Here is a 24,796-nt window from a genome sequence, read left to right on the forward strand (position 1 = left end):
TAGCACGCCACCACCTAGCTCGGTGAGCCTCGCCTACGAACCGCACGATCGGGGCGGTGGGGCGGGAAAAGTATCCAAGGAGGAGAAGTCTGATGGGTAGGACGTTGTCGGAAAAGGTCTGGGATGCGCACGTCGTGCGCCAGGCCGAAGGAGAGCCCGACCTCCTCTACATCGACCTCCACCTGGTGCACGAGGTGACCAGTCCGCAGGCCTTCGACGGACTCCGGCTGGCCGGCCGTCCGGTTCGCCGGCCCGACCTGACCATCGCGACCGAGGACCACAACGTCCCGACCTTCGACGTGGACAAGCCGATCGCGGACCCGGTGTCGCGGACGCAGGTGGACACACTGCGGAAGAACGCCGAGGAGTTCGGCATCCGGATCCACACCCTCGGCGACCCGGACCAGGGCGTCGTGCACGTGATCGGCCCGCAGCTCGGTCTGACCCAGCCCGGGATGACCGTGGTCTGCGGTGACAGCCACACCTCTACTCACGGCGCGTTCGGAGCGATTGCCTTCGGCATCGGTACGAGCGAGGTCGAGCACGTGCTGGCCACGCAGACGTTGATGCAGGCCCGGCCGAAGACGATGGCCGTCACGGTCGACGGCGTACTGCCGGACGGGGTTTCGGCCAAGGACCTGGTGCTGGCGCTGATCGCCCAGGTCGGCACCGGTGGCGGTCAGGGTTACATCGTCGAGTACCGCGGCGAGGCGATCCGGGCGCTGAGCATGGAAGCCCGGATGACGATCTGCAACATGTCGATCGAGTGGGGCGCGAAGGCCGGCATGATCGCGCCGGACGAGACCACGTTCGCCTACCTGCAGGACAAGCCGCACGCGCCGCAGGGCGTCGACTGGGAAGCGGCCGTCGAGTACTGGAAGAGCCTGGCCACCGACGACGACGCCAGCTTCGACCGCGAGGTTGTGCTGCGCGCCGAGGACATCGCGCCGTTCGTCACCTGGGGTACCAACCCGGGCCAGGGCATCCCGCTGTCGGAGGCCGTGCCGTCGCCGGACGACTTCGAGACCGAGAACGACAAGGTCGCCGCCGCGCGGGCGCTGGAGTACATGGGCCTCACCGCCGGTACGCCGATGCGCGAGATCCACGTGGACACGGTGTTCCTGGGTTCCTGCACCAACGGCCGGATCGAGGACCTGCGCGCGGCTGCCGGCGTACTGGCCGGGCGGAAGGTTGCCGACGGCACCCGGATGCTCGTGGTGCCGGGTTCGGGCCGGGTCCGGCTGCAGGCCGAGGCCGAGGGCCTGGACGCGATCTTCAAGGACGCCGGCGCCGAGTGGCGTGGCGCGGGTTGCTCGATGTGCCTGGGGATGAACCCGGACCAGTTGGCCCCGGGTGAGCGCAGCGCCTCGACGTCGAACCGCAACTTCGAAGGCCGGCAGGGCAAGGGTGGCCGGACGCACCTGGTGTCGCCGCTGGTCGCCGCCGCGACCGCTGTCACCGGCACGTTGGCCGCGCCCGCGGACCTGCCGCCTGTCGCTGTCGCCGTACCCGAGAACGTCTGAGGAGAACAGGAACAATGGAAGCGTTCGTTCAGCACATCGGTACGGCGGCCCCGCTGCGCCGGAGCAACGTCGACACCGACCAGATCATCCCCGCCGTGTACCTGAAGCGGGTCACCCGGACCGGGTTCGAGGACGGGCTGTTCTCGGCCTGGCGCAACGATCCGGCCTTCGTCCTCAACCAGCCTGAGTACGAGGGCGTCTCGGTGCTCGTGGCCGGACCGGACTTCGGCACCGGATCGTCGCGGGAGCACGCGGTCTGGGCATTGCTCGACTACGGGTTCCGTGTGGTCGTGTCCTCGCGATTCGGCGACATTTTCCGCGGCAACTCGGGCAAGGCGGGCCTGCTCGCGGCGCTCGTGACCGAGGACGTCGTCGAGCAGTTGTGGACCACGATCGAGGCCGACCCGGGCACCAAGGTGACCGTCGACCTGGAGAACAAGACGATCTCGGCGGGCGACGTCTCGGCGCCGTTCGAGATCGACGACTACACCCGCTACCGGCTGCTGAACGGTCTCGACGACGTCGGCATCACGCTGTCGCACGAGGCCGATATCGCCACGTACGAAGCAACCCGGCCGAGCTTCAAGCCGGCCACCCTCCCCGCCAAGGCCTGACCACCACAGTTGTCGCCGCCGTAACGAAACGCACATCGGCGGCGATAACTCTGGTGTTAGGCTTGCGGGGTTGTCAGAACAAGGCTTGCGAGATCAGGGAGGTGAGGCGCTGATGAACAGCGATCCCTCCAGACATACCGATCTCGCTCGACCTTGAGAGGCTGAGTCCTCTGTAGTTGCGGCCTGAGTGCCGTGGGGGTCGGGCAGATGCGTGCCCACCACTCACTTCACCGCACCTGGAGGACTCATGTCCGACCTGCGCCTGCGCACTCTTCGCGCCTTCGGCCGTACCCCGTCGCTTCGTGCCGCCGCACGCCGTCACGACGAGCCCACGCCCGCCCTCGAGCCGGTCCCGGCGTCGCGGGAGACGCCGAAACCCAAGGGGCACAGCGTCGTCGACAGTGCGATCTACTGCGGCGGCCGCCGGGTCGCGTCCCCGGATTCGCTGGCCGAGACCTATCGCGTTCTGCACAAAGCCCCGCGCAGCCTGGCCTGGATCGGCCTGTACCGGCCGGACAGCCGTGAGCTCGCCTCGCTGGCGCAGGAGTTCGACCTGCACGAGCTGGCCATCGAGGACGCCATCCAGGCCCATCAGCGGCCGAAGCTGGAGCGCTACGGCGACACGTTGTTCGTCGTACTGAAGGCCGCTCGGTACCGGGACGCGACCGAGGAGGTCGAGTTCGGCGAGGTGCACGTGTTCGTCGGCCCGGACTTCGTGGTGACGGTCCGGCATGCCGAAGCGCCCAACCTGGCCGCGGTCCGGCGCCGGGTCGAACGCGATCCCGACCTGCTCAACCGGGGCACCGAATCGGTTCTCTACGCGATCATGGACAAGGTCGTCGACGGGTACGCGCCAGTGGTCGCCGGTCTCGAGAACGACATCGACGAGATCGAGACCGAGGTGTTCCGCGGCGATCCCAAGGTGTCGCGGCGTATCTACGAACTGTCCCGCGAGGTGATCGAGTTCCAGCGCGCGACCCGGCCGTTGGTCGGCATGCTCGAATCGCTGCGCGGCGGATTCCAGAAGTACGGCGTCGACGAGGAACTGCAACGTTCACTGCGCGATGTGGCCGACCACGTCACCGAGGTGGTGGAGAAGGTGGACGGATTCCGCGAACTGCTGCGCGACATCCTGACGGTGAACGCGACCCTGGTGGCGCAGCAACAGAACGAGGAGATGAAGAGCCTCGCGATCGCCAGCAGCGCGCAGAACGAAGAGGTCAAGAAGATCTCGGCCTGGGCGGCCATCCTGTTCGCGCCGACGTTGATCGGCACGGTCTACGGGATGAACTTCGACCACATGCCGGAGCTGCATTGGGAGTACGGCTACCCGTTCGCGATCGGCCTGATGGGCTTGGTGTGTGGTGGTCTGTACCTCATCTTCAAGCGGCTCAGCTGGCTCTAGACAGCCTGTTGCCCTGGTCACGGATGGGCATCGGTTCGTTGCTCAGAAGGGGATTCGGGGCCCCGAATAGGCCGGTTCGGGCGAAATTGTGGCCTGAATCGCCTAAAACAAGGCCAAATTGCCGCGTTGGTGTTTGTGAACGGCCACTTGAGTCCATAACGTTCCTGTGAGATCGAGCGCTGTGCTCGACGCCTAGTTCACGGAGGGAAGCAGTGAACAAGAGCCAGTTGGTCGAAGCGCTCGCAGTGCACTTCGACGGAAACCGCCGCCAGGCCCAGCACGCACTGGAATCGGTGATCGACACCGTGCAGCGCGAGCTGACCAAAAAGGGTGGCAAGGTCGCCATCACCGGTTTCGGTGCCTTCGAGGCCATCGAGCGTGGCGCGCGCATCGTGCGCAACCCGCGGACCGGTGAGACCAAGCGTGCCAAGAAGACCACGGTGCCGAAGTTCCGCGCGGGTGCGGAGCTGAAGGCCGTTGTCTCCGGTGCGAAGAAGCTGCCGAAGCTGGTCACGCCGAAGCCGACCGCGACCGCCACCAAGGCGGCCGCCCCGGCGAAGAAGGCCGCCCCGGTGAAGGCCGCGGCGACCAAGACCGCCGCCGCCAAGAAGGCGACGCCGGCCAAGACGGTTGCGAAGAAGGCCCCGGTCAAGGCAGCTGCCAAGAAGGCCCCGGCCAAGACCGTCGCCAAGAAGGCGCCGGCCAAGAAGGCCGCCGTTGCGAAGAAGGCGCCGGCCAAGAAGGCCCCCGCCAAGAAGGCTCCGGCGAAGCGCGCCGCGCGCTGACCTTCAGCACTGCAGCACCGCAGTACCCGCACTACAGCGAAGGCCGGTCTCCCCACTCCAGGGGCGACCGGCCTTCGCCGTGTCCAGTGATGCTTACGGCAACTTTCTAGAGTTCGGTGGCGAAGTCCACCTTCGTGATCGCCAGCTCGGCGCCCGACCCGGTGGTCTCGAGCCGCACCCGCTGCCCGACCCGTAGATGCCGCACCGGAGTGTCCGCGACCGCGTGCACGGTGAAGGGCAGCTCGACACCCCGGTCGGTCAGCACCGCGCCGGAGAACGTCTCGGTGTCGTAGCGGCTCACAGTTCCTTGCATGTCAGCAGGCTATTCCCTCGGTGCCGGTCGCCGCACCGAGCACCAGCGACATCACGTCCGCGGTCGCCGGACCCACACCCAGCTGTACGGCGTGCGCGAGATCGGCTGCTGTGTCGACATCTCGTCGTACCGACTCGATCGTGGTCAGCTCGATCGGCACCGCCCCGGAGGCTTGGTGGGCCAGTGCGGAACCGACGCCGAAGCGGGGATCCAGCGCAATCCCGGGCGCTGCCGCGAGCAACGTCGTACCGGTGCCTGGGAGGTCGACGACGAACGAACGTGGGGCGACACAGGCCGCGAGTACGGCGGTCAGCTCGGCGGGCCGCAACGCGGGCAGATCCGCGGACAGGGCGGCCACTCCGTTGCCCGGGAACTCGGCAGCGGCAACAGTGGCACCATGCAGCAAGGCTTCGTTCAGCCCTAGGCCGGGGAGATCGGGGATGACACGCGCGCCCACCGAGGTCACGTCCGCGGCCACGACCGGATCGTCGGTGACGACCAGAACGGCGTGCACCAGGGGAGAGGCGAGGGCGGCCACAGTAGTGTCGACAGCGAAGGCGCGGGCGAGCTCCGGACGGTGCTGCGGGTAGGCGGGAGCGAGCCGGCTCTTTGCGATCGCCGTACGCTTCACCGGGATCGCCAGGGTCCAGGGAGCGACCAGTAGGTCTGCCATCAGGCAGGATTCTCCCATGACCGAGGGCAGTAGCGAGCACCAGGAGGCAGCAGTGGACGGCCAGCACGAGGTTCCCCGGCCGCGCCGGGGCTTCTGGTTCGGTCTGATCGTCGCGATCGTCAAGCCGTTCATGCTCGTGTTCACCAAGTCGCGGTTCACCGGCCGGGAGAACATGCCCCGGTCCGGCGGGGTGGTCTTCGCGGCCAATCACATCTCGCACTTCGACCCGGTGGTGCTCGGGTTCTTCATCTGGGAATGCCGCCGGATCCCGCGGTTCCTCGGTAAGGCGTCGGTGTTCAAGGTGCCGATCGCCGGCCGGATCATCACCAGTGCGGGGCAGATCCCGGTGCACCGCGAGTCGACACAGGCCGCCGACGCGTTCCGGGACGCCGTCGCGGCGGTCGAGAAGGGCGAGTGCGTCGGCGTCTACCCGGAGGGCACGATCACCCGCGACCCCGACCTGTGGCCGATGACGGGCAAGACCGGCGCGGCCCGGATCGCGCTACAGACCGGTTGTCCGGTGATCCCGGTCGCCAACTGGGGTGCACACGAGGTGCTGAGGTCCTACACCGGCAAGATCAGGTTCCGGCTGCTGCCGCGTAAGACGATCCAGGTCCGGGCCGGCACGCCGGTCGACCTGAGCGCGTTCGAGGGCAAGCCGTTGACCAACCAGCTGTTGCACGAGGCAACCGAGGTGATCATGACCGCGGTCGCCGCCACGCTGGGCGAGCTGCGCGGCGAGACTCCGCCCAAGGAGCTCTACGACCTCCGCAAGGCACGCGCGGCCGAGAGGGCCGAGAAGGACGACGGTGAGGAGAAGGCATGACGAAGGTAGCGGTGTTCGGGGCCGGGTCCTGGGGTACGGCGTTCGCCGTCGTACTGGCGAATGCAGGCAACCAGGTCTCCGTCTGGGGCCGGCGTGAATCGCTCTGTGAAGCGATCAACACCCAGCACGAGAACGCCGACTACCTGCCGGGCCTGCGTCTCCCGGACGCGATCACCGCGACCCACGATCCAGCCGCGGCCGCCGATGGCGCGGAGGCCGTCGTACTGGCGGTTCCGTCGCAGTCGCTGCGGGACAATCTGAAGGATTGGGCCGGCGTGCTGCCGAACGCCGTACCGCTGGTCAGCCTGATGAAGGGCGTCGAGGTCGGTACGACGAAGCGGATGAGCGAGGTGATCGCCGAGCTGACCGGTGCCGGACCGGAGCGGATCGCGGTGGTCTCGGGTCCCAACCTGGCCCGCGAGATCGCCGAAGGTCAGCCGGCGGCGTCGGTGGTTGCCTGTGAGGACGAGGGGACTGCGACCCGGTTGCAGAAGCTGTGCCATTCGCCGACGTTCCGCCCGTACACGAACAACGACGTGATCGGCTGCGAGCTCGGCGGCGCCTGCAAGAACGTGATCGCCTTGGCCGTCGGGATGGCGGTCGGCCTCGGCTTCGGCGACAACGCGCGCGCTTCGGTGATCACTCGAGGCCTCGCCGAGATCGCTCGCCTTGGTACGGCGGTTGGCGCGGACGAGCACACGTTCTCCGGATTGGCCGGCCTGGGCGATCTGGTCGCGACGTGTTCGTCGCCGCTGTCGCGCAACCGGACGTTCGGCGAGAAGCTTGGGCAGGGCCTCACGGTCGCCGAGATCGCCGGCGCGACCCGCCAGGTTGCCGAGGGCGTGAAGTCCTGCGCATCGATCTCGGAGCTCGCCCATCACCACGATGTCGAGATGCCGATCGTCGAACACGTGACCAAGGTCGTCGCAGGCGAGATGACCCCGAAGGACATGCTCTTCAGCCTCGTCTCCCGCTCCGCGAAGTCGGAGCGCTGGGGATGATGATCCCCGCGGCTTTCGTGCACGAGACCACCACTCGTGAAGGGGAGCGGGGCGCGGCCTGGCTCGCCGACCTGCCAGGGATCGTCGACGAGCTGCAGAAGCGATGGGACCTCGTCCCCGACGGCGAGGTGACTCACGGCCGGGTCGGCGTGATCGTCCCGGTGCAGGATGCTGTCCTGAAGGTCTCGTTCCCGCATCCGGGGAACGACCACGAGCCCGATGCCTTCGAGAGCTGGGCCGGCCGGGGCGCGGTAAAGCTGTACGAGCGGGCCGACGACTGCTACGCGATGCTGCTCGAGCGAGTGCATCCGTCGACCCTCGCGGAGTCGGACGAGGACATCTGCGCGGCGGCCGGTCAGCTCAGCCGGCGGCTGGCCATTCCCGCGCCGGAAGGTCTGCCACGGATGGTCGACCAGGCCGACGCCTGGGAAGAGGAGCTGCGCAAGGACGCGTTCGAGTTCGACCAGGAGTTGCCGGGCCCTACGGTCGACGCAGCCCTGGCCGTGATCGACGACCTGGCTCGCGACCAGCCCGAGCTCCTCATCCACGGAGACTTCCATCCCCGCAACATCCTCCGCGCCGATCGGGAGCCGTGGCTCGCCGTCGATCCGAAGGGCTACGTCGGCGATCCGGCCTACGACGGCGCGACGATGCTCAAGGTGCGGGCGGCGGATCTGCACGCGACCGGGCGGTTCGGTCCCGATGACCTGCTGAAGCAACTGCAGCACGAGCTCGCGGTCTATGCCGAAGCCGCCGGCGTCGATCCGGTGCGGGTGCGCCGGTGGGTTCAGTTGCAGATGGTGCAAGGCGCCTACTGGGGCCGGCGCCACGGCTTCGGCCGCGCCCGCAGTGGATCGGGCCTGGACGACCTGGTAGCCCTCGCCGACCAACTCGCGGTCACGCTCGCGACTTGACGGTCAGATTGCCAGGACGTGTTGCTGGGCCAGGAAGGCGGCGCCGCGGAGGGCTGCGTCGGGGCCGGAGCGGGCGGTGACCACTTGTAGGTCGGTGGTGGCTAGGGGCAACGATCTGGCGTAGATGGCTTCGCGGATGCCGGCCAGCAGGCTGTCGCCGGCTCGGGACAGGGATCCGCCGATGACGATGACCGACGGGTTGAGCAGGCTGACTGCCGCGGCGAGGACGGTGCCGATCTCGCGGCCGGCCTGCCGGACCGCGGTGGTGGCGGCGGTGTTGCCGGCGCGGACCAGGTCGACGATGCCCTGACTGGTTGACGCGTTGAGTTGTGCGGCGAGGGCTGCGGCCGAGGCGACGGCTTCGAGGCAGCCGTGGTTGCCGCAGCGGCAGAGTTCGGTACGGCCCGGCGCCTGGATGTGGCCGATGTCGCCGGCCGCGCCCTGGGCGCCGCGGTGCAGGTGGCCGCCGCTGATCACGCCGGCACCGATGCCGGTGGCAACTTTCACGAACAGCAGGTCGTCGACGTCCGGGTACTCGGCGGTGTGTTCGCCGAGCGCCATGATGTTCACATCGTTGTCGACCAGGACCGGTCCGGGGAGTTCACAGGTCAGCCGGCCGACGACGTCGTACGCGTCCCAGCCGGGCATGATCGGTGGGTGGTTCGGCCGGCCGGTGCTGTGCTCGACAGGTCCTGGTAGGCCGACGCCCGTACCGGCGAGGTCGCCCGGCGAGCGATGCGCGGCCCGGAGCAAAGCCCGCGCTTTGTGGGCGACGGCGTCCAGGACGACCTCGGGTCCTTCGGCGATATTCATCGGGGTCGTCGAGCGGTCCAGGATCTCGCCGGTCAGGTCGGTGAGAGCGACGGACAGGTGGGTCGCGCCGACATCAACGGCGAGGATCAACCGGGCGGCCGGGTTGAACCGGAACCGCGCCGGCGGCCGCCCGCCTGTGGACGCCGCTTCACCGGACGGTACGACGAGACCGGCTGTCAGCAGGGCCTCGATCCGGCCGGTCACGGTCGACCGGGCGAGGCCGCTGAGATCGATGAGTTCGGCGCGGGTCCTCGGTTGCCCATCCAGGAGCAGACGCAGTACGGCGCCGGCTTCTGCTGTCCCGAGTTCGCTCATCACCGGACTTCCGTCGTACGCGGGTGGACTTTTGCTTGACAGGGTTCAAAAGTGTCACATAGCGTCCTTCGACGTGTCCACCAGTGCGCGCAAGCTTCGGGTCGGGATCGTCGGCGGCGGCTTCATGGGTCGCGTTCACGGCCGGTCCGCGTTGGTCTCCGGGGCACAGGTCGTCGGTGCTGTCGGCTCGACGCCCGAACGGGCCGAGGCTGCGGCCGAGGCCACCGGCGCCGAGCGCGGCTACGCGACCCTCGACGAACTGCTTGCCGCCGACATCGACGTGGTCCACGTCTGTACGCCGAACGACACTCACCTCGCGGTGACTCTGCAGGCACTCGAGGCCGGCAAGCACGTGGTCTGTGAGAAGCCGCTGGCGACCTCGGTCCAGGACGCCACTGGTCTGCAGACCGCCGCCTTCGAGGCCGAGCTGGTCGGCGCCGTGCCGTTCGTCTACCGCTACCACCCGATGGTTCGCGAGCTGCGAACCCGGATCGCAGCGGGCGATGCCGGCGTGATCACCAGCTTGCATGGGTCGTACCTGCAGGACTGGCTCGCCGGTGCGGACGATCAGAACTGGCGAGTCGACGACTCCACCGGTGGACCTTCGCGGACGTTCGCGGACATCGGTTCGCACTGGTGCGACCTGACTGAGTTTGTCACCGGGGACCGGATCGCCGCGATCAGCGCGCAGCTGCGGACGGTCCGGTCGCAGCGTGGTGGCGTGGAGGTCCGCACCGAGGATCTAGCCACCGCTCAGTTCCGGACTGAGGCAGGTGTGGTCGGCACGATCGTGGTCAGCCAGGTCGCGGCCGGGCGGAAGAACCGCTTGTATCTGGAGGTCTCCGGTACGGAGTCGAGCTTCGGCTTCGACCAGGAGGACCCGGATCGCCTGTGGGTCGGCCGTCGTACGGCGTCGGAGCTGCTGACCCGGGACCCCGACACGCTGAGCCCGCCCGCCGCGCGAGTGAACCGGCTGCCGGCCGGTCACGCGCAGGGGTACCAGGACGCGTTCGACTCGTTCGTTGCCGACAGCTATGCCGCCGTACTGGGTGACCAGCCGGACGGCCTGCCCGATTTCGCCGCCGGAGCGCGGTCCGCCCGCGTGGTCGACGCCGTACTGCGCTCGGCCGCGGCCGACAGCGCCTGGATCACCGTCGAGAACCCTTAGGAGCTTGTGAGATGCCTCGTCCGATCACTTTGTTCACCGGTCAGTGGGCCGACCTGCCGTTCGAGGAGGTCTGCCAGTTCGCGTCCGAGGCCGGGTACGACGGCGTCGAGATCGCGTGCTCGGGTGACCACTTCGACGTCCAGCAGGCCGTCGACGACGACTCGTACGTCCAGGGGCGCAAGGACATCCTGGAGAAGTACAACCTGAAGGTCTGGGCGATCTCGAACCACCTGGTCGGCCAGGCGGTCTGCGACAACCCGATCGACTTCCGGCACCAGGCGATCGTGCCGTCCCGGATCTGGGGCGACGGCGATGCCGAGGGTGTGCGGCAGCGGGCCGCCGAGGACCTCAAGAACACCGCGCGGGCGGCCGCGAAGCTGGGTGTGAAGACGGTCATCGGCTTCACCGGCTCGTCGATCTGGCAGTACGTCGCGATGTTCCCACCGGTGCCCGCGGAGCGGATCGAGGCCGGATACAAGGACTTCGCGGACCGGTGGAACCCGATCCTCGACGTGTTCGACGAGGAGGGTGTGCGGTTCGCGCACGAGGTGCACCCGTCGGAGATCGCGTACGACTACTGGACGACCACGCTGACGCTGGAGGCGATCGGCCACCGCGAGGCGTTCGGGTTGAACTGGGACCCGTCGCACATGGTGTGGCAGGACATCGACCCGGTCGCGTTCCTGTGGGACTTCAAGGACCGGATCTACCACGTCGACTGCAAGGACACCCGGATGCGGGTCGGCGGCGGCCGCAACGGGCGGCTCGGTTCGCACCTGCCGTGGGGTGACCCGCGGCGCGGCTGGGACTTCTACTCGACCGGCCACGGTGACGTGCAGTGGGAGGACTGCTTCCGCGTGCTGAACTCGATCGGCTACGACGGCCCGATCTCGGTCGAATGGGAAGACGCCGGCATGGAGCGCAAGGTCGGCGCCGCCGAGGCCGTCAACAACATCCGCGCCCTCGCCTTCGACAAGCCCACCGCCGCCTTCGACGCAGCCTTCGCCACAGACAAGTAGGCGCGCTGCCGAGCGCCGCAGGTTGCCCCTTGCGACCTGCGGCGCAGGCGGAGCGTCAGGACGCGGTCGAGGTGCTTGTGCTGCTGCGGGTGTCGCGGCCGGCGGCGATGCCTAGGGTGATCTGAACGAGCGAGAGCGCGGCGAACACGATCAGCGTGGTGTCCCAGCTGCCGGTGTGCTCGGTCAGGAAGCCGGCAAGCACCGGGCCACCCGCCGCGAGTAGGTAGCCGACCGCCTGCGCCATCCCGGACAGCTGCGTTGTCTCGTGATGCGTGCGTCCTCGGATGCTGATCAGCGTCAGCGCAGCGACCAATGCAGCGCCCTGGCCAAGGCCGGCCACGGTCGCCCACACAAGAGCCAGTCCGGGTGCCAGCAGCAGCCCGAGCAGCGCGACCAGGATCGGGATGCTCGCCGTGACCGCACCGGCCCGCTGGCTGGTCGGATGCTTCATCAACCGGCGAATGCTCAGCCCGCCGATGAGCCCGAACACCTGGAACAGAAACAGGTGTACGCCGGTAGTCCGCTCCGAAATGCCCGTCGAGATCTCGATAGTGGGCAACCAGTTGACCAGCAGGTAAAAGCTCGTCGACTGCAGTCCCATGAACCCGGTGACCAGCCAAGCCATCGGCTGCCGCCAAACGCTCACCACGGCAGCGTCCTCAGACGTAATAGGCGGCGGAAGCGGCGCGGGCGACAGCGTCCGCGGCAGCCAAATCACGGCGATCAGTACGGCGAGACCTCCCCAGATCGCGAGCGACAACCGCCAGTCGACCGCGTCCGCGATAGGTACGGCAACGATCGAGGCCAGGGCTGCCCCACTCGTGATGAACGCCGTATAGACCCCGGTCGCGCGGGATACATGCCCGGCGTAGTCGCGTTTGATGATGACCGGAACCAGTACGTTGCCGACCGCAATCAACGCCCCGATCAGGACCGTGCCGGCCCAGAGCCCGACCTGACCGGTGTACGACCGTACGACGCTGCTCGCCGCGAGGATCAACAGCGAAACAAAGACCGCCCGCTCCATGCCATGCCGCCGGGACAGTCGATGGACGACCGGTGAGGCCGCCGCGAACGCCAGCAACGGCAGGGTGCCCAGTAGACCCAGCGCGCCCTCACCAAGATGCTCGTCAGCCCCGATCCGCGGCAGAACCGGACCAACCGCGGTAAGAGCCGGCCGCAACGACAGTGCGACCAGAAAGACGGTCGCTGTGACCAGCGTGGCCCGTCGCGTCACGTGAGAACCGACGGGTCCGGCCAGCTGAACCTGTAGCAAGCCGGAGTCCCAATAAGTCTCGCCGGTTCGCCACCAGGCGGCGGGACAGTAGAGCGCTCGACGTTCTCACCGCCCCGGGCCGAATAGAACTTCTGCGCCCCGACGTTCTGCTCGAGCACCCACAGGTAAAGCCCTGAGGCCGGTGCGGCGTCCTGCACGGCCTGCGCAGTCAGGGCGAGCAACTGCGTCCCCACGCCCTGACGCTTGAGTCCAGACTGGACATGCAGGTTGTCGAGCAGCGCTCCCCAGGTGGCGTCCGCACCGATCTCCACGTGGGACAGCCCAACCAGCTCACCGCCGTACTCCGCCACGATGGTCCGCGCCCCCGGCGACGGGTTGGCCAACCGCTCGGTCCACCTCCCGGTCAGGAACCCATCCGGCTCCCCATCGAGAAACGCATCCGCATACGCGCCGCGGTAATGCCGCTGCCAACTGTCCGCATGCAAGCCGGCGACAGCGACCGCATCATCCGGCCCGGCCATCCGGAAACGCACGTTCACGCGCTCACCCGCGGTTTGGCGCGCAGGACCGGCGCAAACACGGCAAGCCCCGCGGCCAACGCCGTCACGACAACGAACGAGATCGTGAGGTTACTGGCCTGCGCAATGCCACCGATGATCGACGGCGCGACCAGACCGGATGCGTACGTGATAGTCGCGACGCCGGCGATCGCCTGGCTGGCATTGCTTCCGCTGCGAGCCGCCGCCGCGAACGCGAGCGGTACGACGACCGCGATCCCGATCCCGATCAACCCGAACCCGATCATCGCCACGATCGCGTTCGGAGCAACCACGACCAGTACGCCGCCGGCCGTCGCGATCACGCCACTCCACCGAACCGTCCGTACGGCGCCGAACCGGTCGACCACCGCATCACCCGTGATCCGCGCGATCGCCATCGTCAACGCGAACCCGGTCGTCGCACCGGCCGCGACACCGGCTCCACTGTCGAGAATGTCCCGCAGATACACGGCCGACCAGTCCAGGCTCGCCCCCTCCGCGAACACCGCGCAGAACCCGACCGCCCCGATCAGCAACGCCGACTTCGGCGGCAACGCGAACCGCGCCGGCGGCTCCTCGTCCTCTTCCGGATGGATGTTCAGCACGAACTGACACATCACCGCTCCGACAATCGTCAGTACGACGGCCATCACCAGGTGATGGATCTGCGCACTCAGCCCGATATGCGCGGCCACGGTCCCGATCGCAGACCCGATCAACGCGCCCGCACTCCACATCCCGTGCAGGCCGGACATGATCGACTTCTTCAGCCGGTGCTCCACCTCGACGCCGAGCGCGTTCATCGCGACGTCGGCCATCCCCGAAGTTCCGCCGTACACGAAGAGCGCGGCGCACAACGTGAGCAGGTTCGGAGCGAGCGAAGGCAGGATCAGCGCGAGGGTCCAGAGCGCGAGCAGTCCGCGCAGCGCAGTCCGGGTCCCGAAGCGGTGAGTGACCCGCGCGGCCAGCGGCATCATCAGTGCCGCACCCAGTGCCGGGAACGCGAGCGCCAGTCCCAGTTGGCCGGCGGACAGGCCTGAGTGCTCCTGGATCCAGGGCACCCGGGTTGCGAACGATCCCGTCACCGATCCGTGCACGCAGAACACCGCGGCTACGGCGTACCGCGACCGCTTGACCAGGTTTGTGTCTTCAGCCACAAGTAAACACACTATCTGTTTGAACGATCAGGCGGATGGTAGATTTCTGCGCGTGAGAAGTGCGGAACGGCATCAAGTGATCGTAGAACGACTGCGGACCGTCGACCGAGTCTCGGTCCAGGAACTGGTCGAGGCCACTGCGGCCTCGGACATGACGGTCCGTCGCGACCTCGATTTCCTCGCCGCGCAGGGCGTGCTCAAGCGCGTCCACGGGGGAGCGGTGTCGTCGATGCCGTCCGGTGTCGAGCCGCCGTACTCGCTCCGGGTCCAGGCGGCGCTCGCCGCCAAGCAGGCGATCGCGAAGCTGGCCGTCGAGCACATCCACGACGGCGAGACGATCGTCCTCGACAGCGGTACGACGGCTTTGGAGACCGCACGGCTCTTGCACGATCGCGCGCTGACGGTCATGCCGCTCTCGTTGCACGTTGCCCAGGAGCTGGCCGACGCGCCACGGATCCGTTTGCTCATGCCTGGCGGTGAGGCGCGCAAGGGCGAGCTCTCGCTGGTCGGTCCGCTCACAGTCGCGTCACTGCGGGCGCTGCGGTTCGACGTCGCCGTGCTGAGCCCCTGTGCGTTCAGTCTGGACGCCGGACTGACGGCCTTCGACCTGGGCGACGCAGAGGTCAAGCAGGAGGCCCTGGCCGTCGCCGCTCGGTCGATGGTGCTTGCCGACGGCGCCAAATGGGACCGGTCCGCGCTGGCGTACGTCTGCCCGGCCGACCGTCCCGATCTGATCATCACCGACGACAGTGCACCCGAGGACCAGCGCACGCTGCTCACGCAACGCGGAGTCCTCGTAAAGGTGGCCTCTTGACCGCCACCGAAGTGCGCTCGCAGCCTGCACCGCCGCGAGCCGCGCGAGTTGCCACGTGGCTGTACTTCGGCCTCAACGGGTTCGCGGTGGGCATGTGGGTCGTCCACATTCCCAACATCGAGCACGCGACCGGCATCACGCACAGCACGCTCGGGCTTCTGCTGCTGGTACTCGGCGGCGCCGCCTTCACCGGTATGCAGGTCGCCGGCCCACTGGTTGATCGCCTAGGTCAACGCCGGCTCGTCCCGGCCGCCGGCGTACTGCTCGGCATTGCCCTGGCCGGGCCGGGCTTGGCCACGAACTGGTGGACGCTCGGCCTCACGTTGATCCTGATCGGCTTCGGCAACGGCTCGATCGACGTCGGCATGAACGCACAGGCCGTTGTGGTGGAACGCGCGTACCCACGTCCGATCATGGCCGCCTTCCACGCGATGTGGTCGATCGGCGGTGCGATTGCCGCGCTGATCGGTGCGGCGACGCTGCGCGCTGAGGTGCCGACCGAGGTAACCCTGGCGATTGCCGGTGTGATCTGCATCGTCATCTCGCTGGCCGCGCGCCCCTTCTTGCTCGAGGCAACGGTTGAGGAGACCGACGAGCCGGCCGAAGAGCGCGCGAAGCCGCCGGCCAAACTGGTCTGGGCGCTCGGCGGACTCGCCTTCGGCCTGATGCTGTCCGAGGGCGTCGCGAACGACTGGGCCGCACTCCACTTCCGCGACATCCTCGGTACGTCGGTCAGCACAGCGGCCTACGCGTACGGCGCTTTCGCCGTCGCGATGACCGTCGGCCGGTTCCTCACCGACCGGGTCGCCGCGGTCGTCGGACCCGCCGCGATCGTCCGGTGGGGCGCCGCGATGGCGGCAGTCGGGCTCACCATCGTGATCGTCGTACCTTGGGTGCCCGTCGCGCTGGCCGGCTGGGCGTTGTTCGGTCTGGGTCTCGCAGGCGGCGTACCGCAGCTCTTCACCGCGGCCGGCAACCTCGACCCGCGCTCGGCCGGCTCGCTGATGGCTCGCGTCGTCGGACTCGGGTACGTCGGTCTGCTCGCCGGGCCGGCGTTGATCGGCGGACTCGCGCACTGGATGCCGCTGAACATCGCGTTCATCCTGCCGGTCGTGCTGTGCGTACTAACGTTCTTCGGTGGGCCGGTGCTCAAAAAGCGTTAGCCAGCGCCCGTTCCAGATCGGCCCAGAGGTCGTCGGGGTGCTCGATCCCGACGGCCAGCCGGATCAGGTCCTGCGGGATCGTCGGGGGCTCGATCGGCCAGCGGCGGCGACGTTCCAGCATCGACTCGACGCCGCCGAGACTGGTCGCGTGCACCCACAACTCGGTGCCTTCGCAGACCCGCTGAGCGGCCTCGGCATCACCGCCGAGCTCGATCGACAGGATCGCGCCGAAGCCGGACATCTGCTTAGCGGCCCGCTCGTGCCCGGAATCTGATGGGAGACCCGGGTAGCGCACTCGACTGACCCGCGGATGCTCAAGCAGCCGCTCGGCCAGGAAGGCCGCGTTGGCCTGCGCGCGCTCGAGCCGCAGGGCCAACGTGCGCAGACCGCGCAGCGCAAGCCACGCCTCCATCGGGCCCGGGATCGCGCCGAGGCTGCGGCGGCGCAGTTCGATCGCGTTCCAGAGGTCGTCGTTGGCGGTGACGGCCGCGCCGAGGATGACGTCCGAGTGACCGGCGATGAACTTGGTGGCCGAGTGCATCACGATGTCCGCGCCGAGGCTCAGCGGCTGCTGCAGCAATGGGGTGGCGAAGGTGTTGTCGACGACAACGATCGCGTCGGTGGCCCGCCCGGCCGCGGCGACCGTGGGGATGTCGGCGACCTCCAGCGCCGGGTTGGTCGGCGACTCGATCCACAGCATGTCGGCGGCCTCGACAGCCTGGACGACCGCGTCGGTGTCCGCGACGTTCACCCGGTCCACGGTCAGCCGGCCTTGCTCCATCTGCTGATCGAGTAGCGCGAGTACGCCGGAATACGCGTGCTGCGGTGCGACCACCCGGCCACCGACCGGGACGAGGTCGACGATCGCCGCGACGGTCGCCATGCCGGATGCGAACGTCAGCCCGCGTCCACCTTCGAGTTCCCCGAGCGTCTGCTCCAACGCGGACCACGCGTCGTTGCCGAACCGCCCGTAGCCACGGTCCCCACCCGCGACGTACGTCGAGCTGAAGACGGGCGACTCGCCGACCGGCGCGTTCGGCACGCGCTCGGGCCGGCCGGAATGGACGACGACAGTGGACGGGTCCAGATCAGGTGCCATAGCCAGGATTGTCCCTGACCTGGTCGGGTGCTGCCGGGAGGGGGATGCCGCCGGTGCGGAGCAGGGTCATCGATCGCCGGGCCAGCTGCCTGACGTCGATGCCGTCGAGATCCTCGGCCCAGACGCGGACCACGGTCTCGATGATGTTCATCGCGATCCCGGCGGCCAGGGCGGCGGTGACCTCGGCGTCCCGCGGGTCGCTCCCGGGCATCCGGCGTACCAGCTCGTCGGTGAGGTCGTTGCGGAAGCGCCAGATCAGCTCGTTGAGGTGGGCGCTCACCGAGGGAGTTTGCTCGGCCAGCTCGAAGACGGCCTGGATCCGGTCCGGGTTCTGCTCGAGTTGCTCGAGGACGCGCTCGATCACCGCCTGCAGGCCGTCCGGCAGGTCCAGCCCGGGCTGGTCGCGGAACCACGCGACCGCGTCGACCAGGCAGTCCTCGACGAACTCGAGGACGAGCGTCTCCTTGGTCGGGAAGTACCGGTACAGCGTGCTCGGACCGACCTCCGCGGCCGCCGCGATCTGCTCCACCGTGGTCCGGCCGAAGCCGTGGTCGGTGAACAGCTCGAACGCCTTGTCCGCGATCAGCCGGCGGGTCCGCTCCCGCTTCACCTCGCGCAGTCCCATCTCCACCTCCGCGGGCAGAGTACCGGTTCGGCGACGCGCCGGACGCTGCTGTCGATCGGCAGATACAGTCATATGGTAGTCACTTCCAGTTTCTACCGAAAGGGCGTCATGACCGAGAGCTTCCCCACCAGCCGACCGTCCGGATGCCCGTTCGACCCCGCCCACGAGTACGCCGCCTTCCGCCACCGCGACACCCCATCGAAGGTCTCCACCCCGGCCGGCGTCGACGCGTACGTCGTCACCCGGTACGACGAGGTCCGCACGGTGCTCCGCGACACCCGCCTCAGCTCCAGGTCCGCCCCGTCGGACCACGCCACCCCGAACGCCGACCTGGATCGGGTGATCGAGTCCGGCTCGATCATCCACAACGACGGCGACGCGCATAAGCGGCTCCGGCGGATGCTGGCGACCGAGTTCGCGGTCAAGCGGATGGAGGCGATGCGGCCGCGGATCGTCGCGATGATCGAGGCGCAGCTGGACGCGATGCTGGCTCGGGGCGGACCGGTCGACCTGGTGCAGGAGTTCGCGCTGCCGATCCCGTCATTGGTGATCTGCGAGCTGCTCGGCGTCCCGTACGAGGACCGCGACCAGTTCCAGGAGCGCAGTGCTCTGCTGGTGACGGTCGACGGCGATCCGGACGAGATGATGCGGGTCAGCGGCGAGCTGAACCAGTACATGGTCGATCTGGTGCTCGCGAAGCAGGCCAAGCGTGACGACGACCTGCTGTCCCGCCTGATCACCCGCGGCGAGGAGCTGGGCCAGCCCCTGAGCTTGCCCGAACTGGTGTCGGTCGGCATCACGCTGCTGATCGCGGGCCACGAGACGACGGCGAACATGATCGCGCTCAGCACCCTCGCGCTGCTCCGCCACCCAGATCAGCTCGCCGCCCTGCGCGCCGATCCGGCGCTGGCCACCTCCGCGGTCGAGGAGCTGCTGCGGTACCTGTCCGTGGTCCAGTTCGGTCTGTTCCGGCACGTGACCGACGACCTGCCGGTCGGCGCCGGGACGATCGAAGGCGGCGGCTTCCTGATCGCGGCCCTGTCGGCGGCCAACCGGGACGAGAGTGTGTTCCCGGACCCGGATCAGCTCGACCTGACCCGGAACGACGGCGCGCACGTGGCCTTCGGCTTCGGCCCACACCAGTGCCTCGGCCAGCAGCTCGCCCGGGTCGAACTCGAGGAGGTCTTCTCCCGCCTCTACACCCGCATCCCCACCCTTCGTCTCGCTGTCGATTTCGATCAGATCCAGTACAAGAACAACACTCTCGTCTACGGCGTCACCGCACTCCCTGTCACCTGGTGATCACCCTCTGCTGACGGCTACGGTCCGCGATCTGAACAGCTCTTAACCGAACCCCGATCGGATCCTGATCTCCAGACCGCTACAGTCGAGCCGGTGAGTGAGTACTCGAGGGAACAACGCAAAACCCGTGTCGCCGTCGTGTTCGGTGGCCGGTCGAGCGAGCACGCCATCTCCTGTGTGACCGCGGCCAACGTGCTGCAGGTGATCGATCGGGACAAGTACGACGTGGTCCCGGTCGGCATCAGCACCAGCGGTCACTGGGTCCTGGAAAGCGGCGACCCGGAGCGGCTGTCGATCACCGACGGGAAGCTCCCCGAGGTCGACGTGACCGCGCTGCCGGTGATCTTCGGCTCGAACCGCGAACTCGTGGTGAGCGAACCCGACCAGGTCCCGAGCACGCTCGGCGAGGTCGACGTGGTCTTCCCGCTGCTGCACGGCCCGTGGGGCGAGGACGGCACCATCCAGGGCCTCCTGGAGATGTCCGACATCCGGTACGTCGGCTCCGGCGTACTCGCCAGCGCAGTCGGCATGGACAAGCACTACATGAAGGTCGTCTTCCAGGCCGCCGGCCTCGACGTCACGCCGTACGTCGTGATCCGCGACCGCGACTGGATCCGGGACGCGGCCGCGTGCCGCGCGGCGGTCGACGCGCTCGGCTACCCGGTCTTCGTGAAGCCGGCCCGGGGCGGCTCGAGCCTGGGCATCAGCAAGGTGAACAGCCTGGACGAGCTCGACGACGCGATCGTCGAAGCGCGGGCGCATGACCCGAAGGTGATCGTCGAGGCCACCGCGAAGGACCCCCGCGAGATCGAGGTCGGCGTACTCGGCGGGCTGGACGGCGGCCAGCCGCAGGTCAGCGTGTGTGGCGAGGTCGCGATCTCGGGCGGCGGGCACGACTTCTACGACTTCGAGACCAAGTACCTGCCGGAGGGCGAGGAGTACACCGCGCTCTCGGTGCCGGCCGAGCTCCCCGACGAGGTCGTCGCGGAGATCCGGGCGAAGGCGCTGACCGCGTTCGACGCGATCGAGGCCGAGGGCCTGGCCCGCGTCGACTTCTTCCTCGACGCCGACGGCAAGGTGATCATCAACGAGATCAACACCATGCCCGGTTTCACGCCGACCAGCATGTTCCCTCGCCTGTGGGCGGCATCCGGTCTCGACTACCCGGCCCTGGTCCAGCACCTGTTGACCCTGGCAGAGACCCGCCCAACCGGCCTCCGCTGACCTGCTTCGCCTGGCCAGGCCCGCTGTGAAAGCGGACTGAAAGCCCGCGGCCCTACGGTCCCACCAGTGGCCCGGTCCGCGGGCGGCCAGGAGGGGAGCAGTTCTATGTCCACAGCGGTGCTCGACATGTCGATGTCCCTGGACGGGTACATCGCCGATCTCGACGATTACCTCGGTGGTGACGACGGCCATCGGCTGCACAACTGGTTCGCCGAGGATGCGGACATCTTGCGGCCGCCTGGGTCGGCGGGCGAGTTCCTCGACGAATGGAACGCGTGCGGAGCAGTCCTCGCGGGTCGCCGCACCGCCGAGCTGATGGATCATTGGGGCGGCGACCACAACGGCGCACCGATCTTCGTCCCCAGCCACCGTCCGCCCAGCCCGGCCGCGCGATGGGGCTATCCGCTGGTGACCTACGTGCCGGACGGTATCGAGAGCGCGATGAAGCAGGCCAAGGCGGCCGCCGGGGATCGTGACGTCCAGGTACGCGGCGGCAACGTCGCCCGAACCGCACTCGAAGCAGGCGTCCTGGACGAGATCCAGATCCATCAGATCCCGGTCCTGCTCGGCCGTGGTCACCGCCTGTTCGATCTCCTCCCGGCCGAGATCGAGTTGGACATCGTCCGCGTCATCGACACCCCCGACGCAACCCATATCCGCTACCGAATCCGCCGCTGAACGCCTCTCGGCCGGCCCCGCGGTCATAGCCGGCTCGCTCGGGCGTGGAGGTAGCGCTGCTGCGGGAGGCTGGTGGTCCGGCTGGCGGCCTCCTCGTAGGCAGCGCGGGCACCGGCCGCGTCGCCAGACATCTCCAGTAGATGCGCCCGGACCGCCGACAGCCGGTGGTCATTCGCGATCCGATCGTCGCCCTCGATCGCGCCGAGCAGATCGAGGCCAGCCTCGGCCCCACGCGCCATCGCCACCGCGACCACGTGGTTGAGCGCGACCATCGGATTGTCCGTCAGCTGCAGCAACACCTCGTACAGCGCGACGATCTGCTCCCAGTCGGTCTCCTCGGCCGACGCCGCCTCGTCATGCACCGCCGCAATCGCGGCCTGCAGTTGATAAGGCCCGACCGGCCCCCGAGGCAAGACGGCCGTGATCAGCTCCACGCCCTCCCGGATCAGCTCCGGGATCCACAGCGAACGATCCTGCTCAGCCATCGGAACCAGCTCCCCGAGCGAACCGGTCCGCGCCGGCCGTCGCGCATCCGTCAACAGCATCAACGCCAGCAGCCCCGCCACCTCGGCGTCATCCGGCAACAGCCGGTGCAACATCCGCGCCAGCCGGATCCCCTCGGCCGACAACTCGACCCGCTGCAGGCTCGGCCCCGTCGTACTCGCATACCCCTCGGTGAAGATCAGGTACACGACCTTGAGCACCGCCCCCAGCCGCTCATCCCGGTCGTCCGGCAGGGTGAACCGCGCACCGCTCTCCTTCACGCTCGCCTTGGCCCGGGTGATCCGCCGGGTCATCGTTGCCTCCGGCACCAGGAACGCCCGCGCGATCGCCGTGGTGGTCAGACCACCCACCGCCCGCAGCGTCAACGCGATCTGCGACGCGGGGGACAGGGACGGATGGCAACACAGGAACAGCAGCACCAGCGTGTCGTCGGTATCCGCGACCGGCTCACCCGGCAGCGCCCACTGCGCCACCCGGTCCTCCCGCCGCTGACGGGCCTGCTCCCGGCGGAGCAGATCCGTCAGCCGACGCGAAGCCACCGTGATCAGCCACCCGCGTGGACTCTCCGGCAAGCCTTCTTCCGGCCACTGCCGCGCCGCCGCGAGCAACGCCTCCTGCACAGCATCCTCAGCCGTGTCGAAGTGCCCGTACCTGCGGACCAGCGCCCCGAGCACCTGCGGCGCCAGCTCCCGCAGCAGATCCTCGAGAGCGATAGTCATGTCGGCTCACTCCACCAGTTCGGCCCCGGACTCGACGATCGGCCGGATGTCGGCGTACGCCGTCGCCCGGACGAACTCGGGTGCCGGCGTGTCGGCCAGTCGGCTCGCGATCTCGGTCGCCCGGTCGAAGGACTCGCACTCGACGATCCAGTATCCGGCGAGCACCTCCTGAGTCTCGGCGTACGGCCCGTCCGTCACCACCGAGGCACCATCCTTCGACCCCAACCGCCGGGTCAGCACCGGCGCCGCCAGCGCCCGTGTCTCCACCAGCTCACCGGACTCGACCAGGTCACCGTTCAGCTTCTCCATGAACGCGCCCATCGCCGCGAAATCCTCCGCCGTCCAGGCCGGCTTGTCGGTCGCCTTCCCCGCCATCCCGTCGTAGTCCTGCTGCGACGCGTACGTCAGGATCATGTACTTCATCAGATTCTCCCGTCCTCGGGGCACCCACCACGGGCGCCTCTCACCCAAGACGTCGCCTCCGCCGCCCCGAACCGGACACGAATCGCAGAGGAACTTCTCGACAGGGAGTATGCCGTCGTCAGATGCAGGGAGTGACGAGTTTGTTGAACCTGTGGACAGCGTCGGAAACGTCGGTCAGCGCGTTGGCCTCCGGGCTGTATTTCGCCGGGACGATCATCTCGACATAGAGAGAGCGGCCGATGGTGGTGAAGACGAAGCCGTCGGTGACTTCCTTGGCGAACCAGCCGATGCCGTTGACCTCGAAGCACTGGGATTGGGCTTCAGCCATGCCGGCCGGAGCAGCCACGCCACACGTGACCCGGATCGGCGGATCGCCGTACGCGGCGGTCAGGGTGCTGGCAGGCGACGTCTTGCGCCGCTTGGCGTCGAGCACCTTCTCCGGGAGGGCCTGCATCAGCTGCTCACACGCAGTCGCGACCTCAGGCGCGGGACTGGGTACGGCGACCTTGGCCGGACCAGGGCTGCACCCGGCCAGCACGAAGAGGCCGAGTGCAGCGAAGAGGAACCTGGGCATGCGAAAGGAAGGCGGGATCCTGTAGGTCAGCTCAGATGTGGACGACGGGACAGGTCAGCGTACGAGTGATACCGGGCACGTTCTGGACCCGGGCAACCACCAGTTTGCCCAGTTCGTCGACGTTGCGGGCCTCCGCGCGGACGATCACGTCGTACGGACCGGTGACGTCCTCGGCCAGGGTGACGCCCTGGACCTCGGCGATCTGTGCAGCGACATCGGCAGCCTTGCCGACCTCGGTCTGGATCAGGATGTAGGCCTGGACCACCACGTCGTTCTCCACTCAGTCGTCCTCAGCTGGCTCCGGCCATGCCCCTGCAGGGGTACTGCGAGGGGGCCGGGCGTACTCTTCGTTGCCCGGTCACGGTACCGCCTAGACTCCGGTTGGCGATATGGGAGGTCTGTTGACGTGACAGAGACGTTGGGGAGCACGGGTGAGTTCGGCCTGATCGCGGCCGTCACCAAAGGGCTGTCCACAGGTGCGGACGTCCTGGTCGGGCCTGGTGACGACGCGGCCGTGGTGGCCGTGCCGGACGGGCGGATGGTGATCACGACCGACCTGCTGGTGGAGGGGCGGCACTTCCGCCAGGACTGGTCATCGGCGTACGACGTGGGCCGCAAGGCCGCCGCACAGAACCTGGCCGACATCATGGCGATGGGCGCCCGCCCGACCGCACTCGTGGTTGGCTTCGGCGCGCCCGCCGAGCTGCCGACCGCCTGGGCGCTGGAGCTCAACCAGGGCCTGGTGGACGAGTGTGAGCTGGTCGATGTGAGCATCGTCGGCGGTGACACCGTCCAGTCGGACAAGATCGTGGTCTCGGTGACGGCGTTCGGTTCGCTGGACGGACGCCCGCCGGTGCTGCGGTCAGGCGCGCGCCCGGGCGACGAGGTCGCGTACGTCGGTCGCCTGGGCTGGGCTGAGGCAGGCTGGGCAGTGCTCGCCCGCGGGTTCCGCTCACCGCGGGCTGTCGTCGAAGCGCATCGCCGGCCCCAACCGCCGTACGCCGAAGGCCCGCGAGCCGCCCTGGCCGGGGCCTCCTCGCTATGTGACGTGAGCGACGGACTGGTCGCCGACCTCGGGCACATCGCGGTCGCGAGTCAGGTCGTCATCGACATCCACACGGCTGCGCTCACCGTCCCGGAGCCGCTCCAGGCCGTCGCAGCCGCGACCGGAGCGGACCCGCTGAAGTTCGTCCTGACCGGCGGCGAGGACCATGCCTTGGTCGGCACCTTCGAGCCTGCCGACGTCCCCGAGGGCTGGACCGTGATCGGCTCGGTTGCTGAGGGCAACGAGGAACGCCCGGCCGGGATCGTGACTGTCGACGGCGCGACCTATGCTGCCGAGGCCGGTCACGCCCATTTCAGGAGTTGA

27 protein-coding genes are annotated in these 24,796 nt (G+C 68.4%); 15 read left to right on the plus strand and 12 right to left on the minus strand.

Going from position 1 to position 24,796, the window contains the following annotated elements; all coding sequences use genetic code 11:
• The first annotated feature begins 92 nt into the window (after positions 1–92).
• From leuC to AB0L70_RS10500, 4 genes are all read left to right on the plus strand, one after another.
• Entirely contained in the window at positions 93–1,523 is a 1,431-nt protein-coding gene (gene leuC / locus AB0L70_RS10485; RefSeq protein WP_363682284.1) for a 3-isopropylmalate dehydratase large subunit, read from the plus strand.
• A gap of 14 nt (positions 1,524–1,537) precedes the next feature.
• The gene (leuD, locus tag AB0L70_RS10490; protein WP_363682286.1) at positions 1,538–2,137 is read left to right on the plus strand and encodes a 3-isopropylmalate dehydratase small subunit; all 600 of its coding nucleotides are present in this window, start codon (positions 1,538–1,540) and stop codon (positions 2,135–2,137) included.
• A gap of 247 nt (positions 2,138–2,384) precedes the next feature.
• Complete coding sequence (gene corA, locus AB0L70_RS10495; RefSeq protein WP_363682288.1) at positions 2,385–3,542, plus strand: magnesium/cobalt transporter CorA; 1,158 nt, start codon at positions 2,385–2,387, stop codon at positions 3,540–3,542.
• 212 nt (positions 3,543–3,754) lie between these two features.
• The gene (locus tag AB0L70_RS10500) at positions 3,755–4,327 is read left to right on the plus strand and encodes an HU family DNA-binding protein (protein WP_363682290.1); all 573 of its coding nucleotides are present in this window, start codon (positions 3,755–3,757) and stop codon (positions 4,325–4,327) included.
• A gap of 106 nt (positions 4,328–4,433) precedes the next feature.
• Here AB0L70_RS10500 and AB0L70_RS10505 read toward each other — a convergent pair whose 3' ends face one another.
• Both AB0L70_RS10505 and cofC read right to left on the minus strand, forming a co-directional pair.
• Positions 4,434–4,640 (minus strand): hypothetical protein, encoded by a 207-nt coding sequence (locus tag AB0L70_RS10505; RefSeq protein ID WP_363682292.1) that lies wholly within the window; start codon positions 4,638–4,640, stop codon positions 4,434–4,436.
• A 1-nt stretch (position 4,641) separates the two neighbouring features.
• Entirely contained in the window at positions 4,642–5,313 is a 672-nt protein-coding gene (gene cofC, locus AB0L70_RS10510; protein ID WP_363682294.1) for a 2-phospho-L-lactate guanylyltransferase, read from the minus strand.
• A gap of 16 nt (positions 5,314–5,329) precedes the next feature.
• Here cofC and AB0L70_RS10515 point away from each other — a divergent pair, with 16 nt between their 5' ends.
• From AB0L70_RS10515 to AB0L70_RS10525, 3 genes are read left to right on the plus strand one after another with little or no spacing between them, the layout of a single operon-like run.
• Complete coding sequence (locus tag AB0L70_RS10515) at positions 5,330–6,139, plus strand: lysophospholipid acyltransferase family protein (RefSeq protein ID WP_363682296.1); 810 nt, start codon at positions 5,330–5,332, stop codon at positions 6,137–6,139.
• The gene (locus AB0L70_RS10520; RefSeq protein ID WP_363682298.1) at positions 6,136–7,140 is read left to right on the plus strand and encodes an NAD(P)H-dependent glycerol-3-phosphate dehydrogenase; all 1,005 of its coding nucleotides are present in this window, start codon (positions 6,136–6,138) and stop codon (positions 7,138–7,140) included. Before AB0L70_RS10515 ends, AB0L70_RS10520 begins: the two co-directional genes overlap by 4 nt.
• The gene (locus tag AB0L70_RS10525) at positions 7,137–8,054 is read left to right on the plus strand and encodes an aminoglycoside phosphotransferase family protein (RefSeq protein ID WP_363682300.1); all 918 of its coding nucleotides are present in this window, start codon (positions 7,137–7,139) and stop codon (positions 8,052–8,054) included. The genes AB0L70_RS10520 and AB0L70_RS10525 overlap by 4 nt, the downstream gene beginning before the upstream one ends.
• Positions 8,055–8,057: 3 nt before the next feature.
• On the opposite strand, the gene AB0L70_RS10530 is transcribed toward AB0L70_RS10525, so the two are convergent.
• Positions 8,058–9,182 carry an ROK family protein gene (locus tag AB0L70_RS10530; protein ID WP_363682302.1) on the minus strand — a complete coding sequence of 375 codons (1,125 nt, stop codon included), beginning with the start codon at positions 9,180–9,182 and terminating at the stop codon, positions 8,058–8,060.
• A gap of 73 nt (positions 9,183–9,255) precedes the next feature.
• Between AB0L70_RS10530 and AB0L70_RS10535 the strand changes: the two genes are divergently transcribed.
• The gene (locus tag AB0L70_RS10535; protein ID WP_363682304.1) at positions 9,256–10,350 is read left to right on the plus strand and encodes a Gfo/Idh/MocA family oxidoreductase; all 1,095 of its coding nucleotides are present in this window, start codon (positions 9,256–9,258) and stop codon (positions 10,348–10,350) included.
• A gap of 11 nt (positions 10,351–10,361) precedes the next feature.
• Positions 10,362–11,369, plus strand: coding sequence for a sugar phosphate isomerase/epimerase family protein (locus AB0L70_RS10540; RefSeq protein ID WP_363682306.1), 1,008 nt, complete (start codon positions 10,362–10,364; stop codon positions 11,367–11,369).
• A 55-nt stretch (positions 11,370–11,424) separates the two neighbouring features.
• Here AB0L70_RS10540 and AB0L70_RS10545 read toward each other — a convergent pair whose 3' ends face one another.
• The 3 genes from AB0L70_RS10545 to AB0L70_RS10555 are packed head-to-tail and all read right to left on the minus strand — an operon-like array spanning position 11,425 to position 14,302.
• Positions 11,425–12,606: an MFS transporter gene (locus AB0L70_RS10545; protein ID WP_363682308.1), complete on the minus strand. Its 1,182-nt coding sequence runs from the start codon at positions 12,604–12,606 to the stop codon at positions 11,425–11,427.
• Positions 12,603–13,145, minus strand: coding sequence for a GNAT family N-acetyltransferase (locus AB0L70_RS10550; RefSeq protein WP_363682310.1), 543 nt, complete (start codon positions 13,143–13,145; stop codon positions 12,603–12,605). Before AB0L70_RS10550 ends, AB0L70_RS10545 begins: the two co-directional genes overlap by 4 nt.
• Complete coding sequence (locus AB0L70_RS10555; protein WP_363682312.1) at positions 13,142–14,302, minus strand: MFS transporter; 1,161 nt, start codon at positions 14,300–14,302, stop codon at positions 13,142–13,144. The genes AB0L70_RS10550 and AB0L70_RS10555 overlap by 4 nt, the downstream gene beginning before the upstream one ends.
• Positions 14,303–14,354: 52 nt before the next feature.
• On the opposite strand from AB0L70_RS10555, the gene AB0L70_RS10560 reads away from it, so the two are divergent.
• Positions 14,355–15,116: a DeoR/GlpR family DNA-binding transcription regulator gene (locus AB0L70_RS10560; RefSeq protein ID WP_363682314.1), complete on the plus strand. Its 762-nt coding sequence runs from the start codon at positions 14,355–14,357 to the stop codon at positions 15,114–15,116.
• A complete protein-coding gene (locus AB0L70_RS10565; RefSeq protein WP_363682316.1) occupies positions 15,113–16,279 on the plus strand; it encodes an MFS transporter in 1,167 nt (388 codons plus the stop codon). Before AB0L70_RS10560 ends, AB0L70_RS10565 begins: the two co-directional genes overlap by 4 nt.
• Here AB0L70_RS10565 and AB0L70_RS10570 read toward each other — a convergent pair.
• Both AB0L70_RS10570 and AB0L70_RS10575 read right to left on the minus strand, forming a co-directional pair.
• On the minus strand, positions 16,266–17,378 hold the full coding sequence (locus AB0L70_RS10570; RefSeq protein WP_363682319.1) for an aminotransferase class I/II-fold pyridoxal phosphate-dependent enzyme: 1,113 nt from the start codon (positions 17,376–17,378) through the stop codon (positions 16,266–16,268). The genes AB0L70_RS10565 and AB0L70_RS10570 overlap by 14 nt on opposite strands.
• The gene (locus tag AB0L70_RS10575) at positions 17,368–18,003 is read right to left on the minus strand and encodes a TetR/AcrR family transcriptional regulator (RefSeq protein WP_363682321.1); all 636 of its coding nucleotides are present in this window, start codon (positions 18,001–18,003) and stop codon (positions 17,368–17,370) included. The genes AB0L70_RS10570 and AB0L70_RS10575 overlap by 11 nt, the downstream gene beginning before the upstream one ends.
• 108 nt (positions 18,004–18,111) lie before the next feature.
• Between AB0L70_RS10575 and AB0L70_RS10580 the strand changes: the two genes are divergently transcribed.
• The 3 genes from AB0L70_RS10580 to AB0L70_RS10590 all read left to right on the plus strand — a co-directional run bounded on the left by AB0L70_RS10580 (position 18,112) and on the right by AB0L70_RS10590 (position 21,207).
• On the plus strand, positions 18,112–19,305 hold the full coding sequence (locus AB0L70_RS10580) for a cytochrome P450 (protein ID WP_363682323.1): 1,194 nt from the start codon (positions 18,112–18,114) through the stop codon (positions 19,303–19,305).
• Between the two features lie 93 nt (positions 19,306–19,398).
• Complete coding sequence (locus tag AB0L70_RS10585) at positions 19,399–20,529, plus strand: D-alanine--D-alanine ligase family protein (RefSeq protein WP_363682325.1); 1,131 nt, start codon at positions 19,399–19,401, stop codon at positions 20,527–20,529.
• 105 nt (positions 20,530–20,634) lie between these two features.
• The gene (locus tag AB0L70_RS10590; protein ID WP_363682327.1) at positions 20,635–21,207 is read left to right on the plus strand and encodes a dihydrofolate reductase family protein; all 573 of its coding nucleotides are present in this window, start codon (positions 20,635–20,637) and stop codon (positions 21,205–21,207) included.
• 23 nt (positions 21,208–21,230) lie between these two features.
• Here the strand turns inward: AB0L70_RS10590 and AB0L70_RS10595 are convergent, their stop codons facing one another.
• The 4 genes from AB0L70_RS10595 to AB0L70_RS10610 form a co-directional block, all read right to left on the minus strand.
• Positions 21,231–22,430, minus strand: coding sequence for a DUF6596 domain-containing protein (locus AB0L70_RS10595; RefSeq protein ID WP_363682329.1), 1,200 nt, complete (start codon positions 22,428–22,430; stop codon positions 21,231–21,233).
• 6 nt (positions 22,431–22,436) lie between these two features.
• Positions 22,437–22,853, minus strand: coding sequence for a YciI family protein (locus tag AB0L70_RS10600; RefSeq protein WP_363682331.1), 417 nt, complete (start codon positions 22,851–22,853; stop codon positions 22,437–22,439).
• A gap of 118 nt (positions 22,854–22,971) precedes the next feature.
• Complete coding sequence (locus tag AB0L70_RS10605; protein ID WP_363682333.1) at positions 22,972–23,427, minus strand: DUF3515 domain-containing protein; 456 nt, start codon at positions 23,425–23,427, stop codon at positions 22,972–22,974.
• A gap of 31 nt (positions 23,428–23,458) precedes the next feature.
• On the minus strand, positions 23,459–23,692 hold the full coding sequence (locus AB0L70_RS10610; RefSeq protein ID WP_041290445.1) for an Lrp/AsnC ligand binding domain-containing protein: 234 nt from the start codon (positions 23,690–23,692) through the stop codon (positions 23,459–23,461).
• Positions 23,693–23,833: 141 nt separating this feature from the next.
• Between AB0L70_RS10610 and AB0L70_RS10615 the strand changes: the two genes are divergently transcribed.
• Positions 23,834–24,796, plus strand: a complete 963-nt coding sequence (locus AB0L70_RS10615; protein ID WP_363682335.1) for a thiamine-phosphate kinase — start codon at positions 23,834–23,836, stop codon at positions 24,794–24,796.

Origin of the sequence: Kribbella sp. NPDC051952, assembly GCF_040680855.1 — a bacterium.
In the GTDB taxonomy this organism is placed as follows: Bacteria; Actinomycetota; Actinomycetes; order Propionibacteriales; family Kribbellaceae; genus Kribbella.

Excerpts from the sequence above, each read along its gene's own strand:
- leuC (WP_363682284.1), top strand. The coding sequence starts at position 93 with ATGGGTAGGACGTTGTCGGAAAAGGTCTGGGATGCGCACGTCGTGCGC.
- leuD (WP_363682286.1), top strand. The coding sequence starts at position 1,538 with ATGGAAGCGTTCGTTCAGCACATCGGTACGGCGGCCCCGCTGCGCCGG.
- corA (WP_363682288.1), top strand. The coding sequence starts at position 2,385 with ATGTCCGACCTGCGCCTGCGCACTCTTCGCGCCTTCGGCCGTACCCCG.
- AB0L70_RS10505 (WP_363682292.1), bottom strand. The coding sequence starts at position 4,640 with ATGCAAGGAACTGTGAGCCGCTACGACACCGAGACGTTCTCCGGCGCG.
- cofC (WP_363682294.1), bottom strand. The coding sequence starts at position 5,313 with ATGGCAGACCTACTGGTCGCTCCCTGGACCCTGGCGATCCCGGTGAAG.
- AB0L70_RS10515 (WP_363682296.1), top strand. The coding sequence starts at position 5,330 with ATGACCGAGGGCAGTAGCGAGCACCAGGAGGCAGCAGTGGACGGCCAG.
- AB0L70_RS10520 (WP_363682298.1), top strand. The coding sequence starts at position 6,136 with ATGACGAAGGTAGCGGTGTTCGGGGCCGGGTCCTGGGGTACGGCGTTC.
- AB0L70_RS10525 (WP_363682300.1), top strand. The coding sequence starts at position 7,137 with ATGATGATCCCCGCGGCTTTCGTGCACGAGACCACCACTCGTGAAGGG.
- AB0L70_RS10530 (WP_363682302.1), bottom strand. The coding sequence starts at position 9,182 with ATGAGCGAACTCGGGACAGCAGAAGCCGGCGCCGTACTGCGTCTGCTC.
- AB0L70_RS10540 (WP_363682306.1), top strand. The coding sequence starts at position 10,362 with ATGCCTCGTCCGATCACTTTGTTCACCGGTCAGTGGGCCGACCTGCCG.
- AB0L70_RS10570 (WP_363682319.1), bottom strand. The coding sequence starts at position 17,378 with ATGGCACCTGATCTGGACCCGTCCACTGTCGTCGTCCATTCCGGCCGG.
- AB0L70_RS10575 (WP_363682321.1), bottom strand. The coding sequence starts at position 18,003 with ATGGGACTGCGCGAGGTGAAGCGGGAGCGGACCCGCCGGCTGATCGCG.
- AB0L70_RS10580 (WP_363682323.1), top strand. The coding sequence starts at position 18,112 with ATGACCGAGAGCTTCCCCACCAGCCGACCGTCCGGATGCCCGTTCGAC.
- AB0L70_RS10590 (WP_363682327.1), top strand. The coding sequence starts at position 20,635 with ATGTCCACAGCGGTGCTCGACATGTCGATGTCCCTGGACGGGTACATC.
- AB0L70_RS10595 (WP_363682329.1), bottom strand. The coding sequence starts at position 22,430 with ATGACTATCGCTCTCGAGGATCTGCTGCGGGAGCTGGCGCCGCAGGTG.
- AB0L70_RS10600 (WP_363682331.1), bottom strand. The coding sequence starts at position 22,853 with ATGAAGTACATGATCCTGACGTACGCGTCGCAGCAGGACTACGACGGG.
- AB0L70_RS10605 (WP_363682333.1), bottom strand. The coding sequence starts at position 23,427 with ATGCCCAGGTTCCTCTTCGCTGCACTCGGCCTCTTCGTGCTGGCCGGG.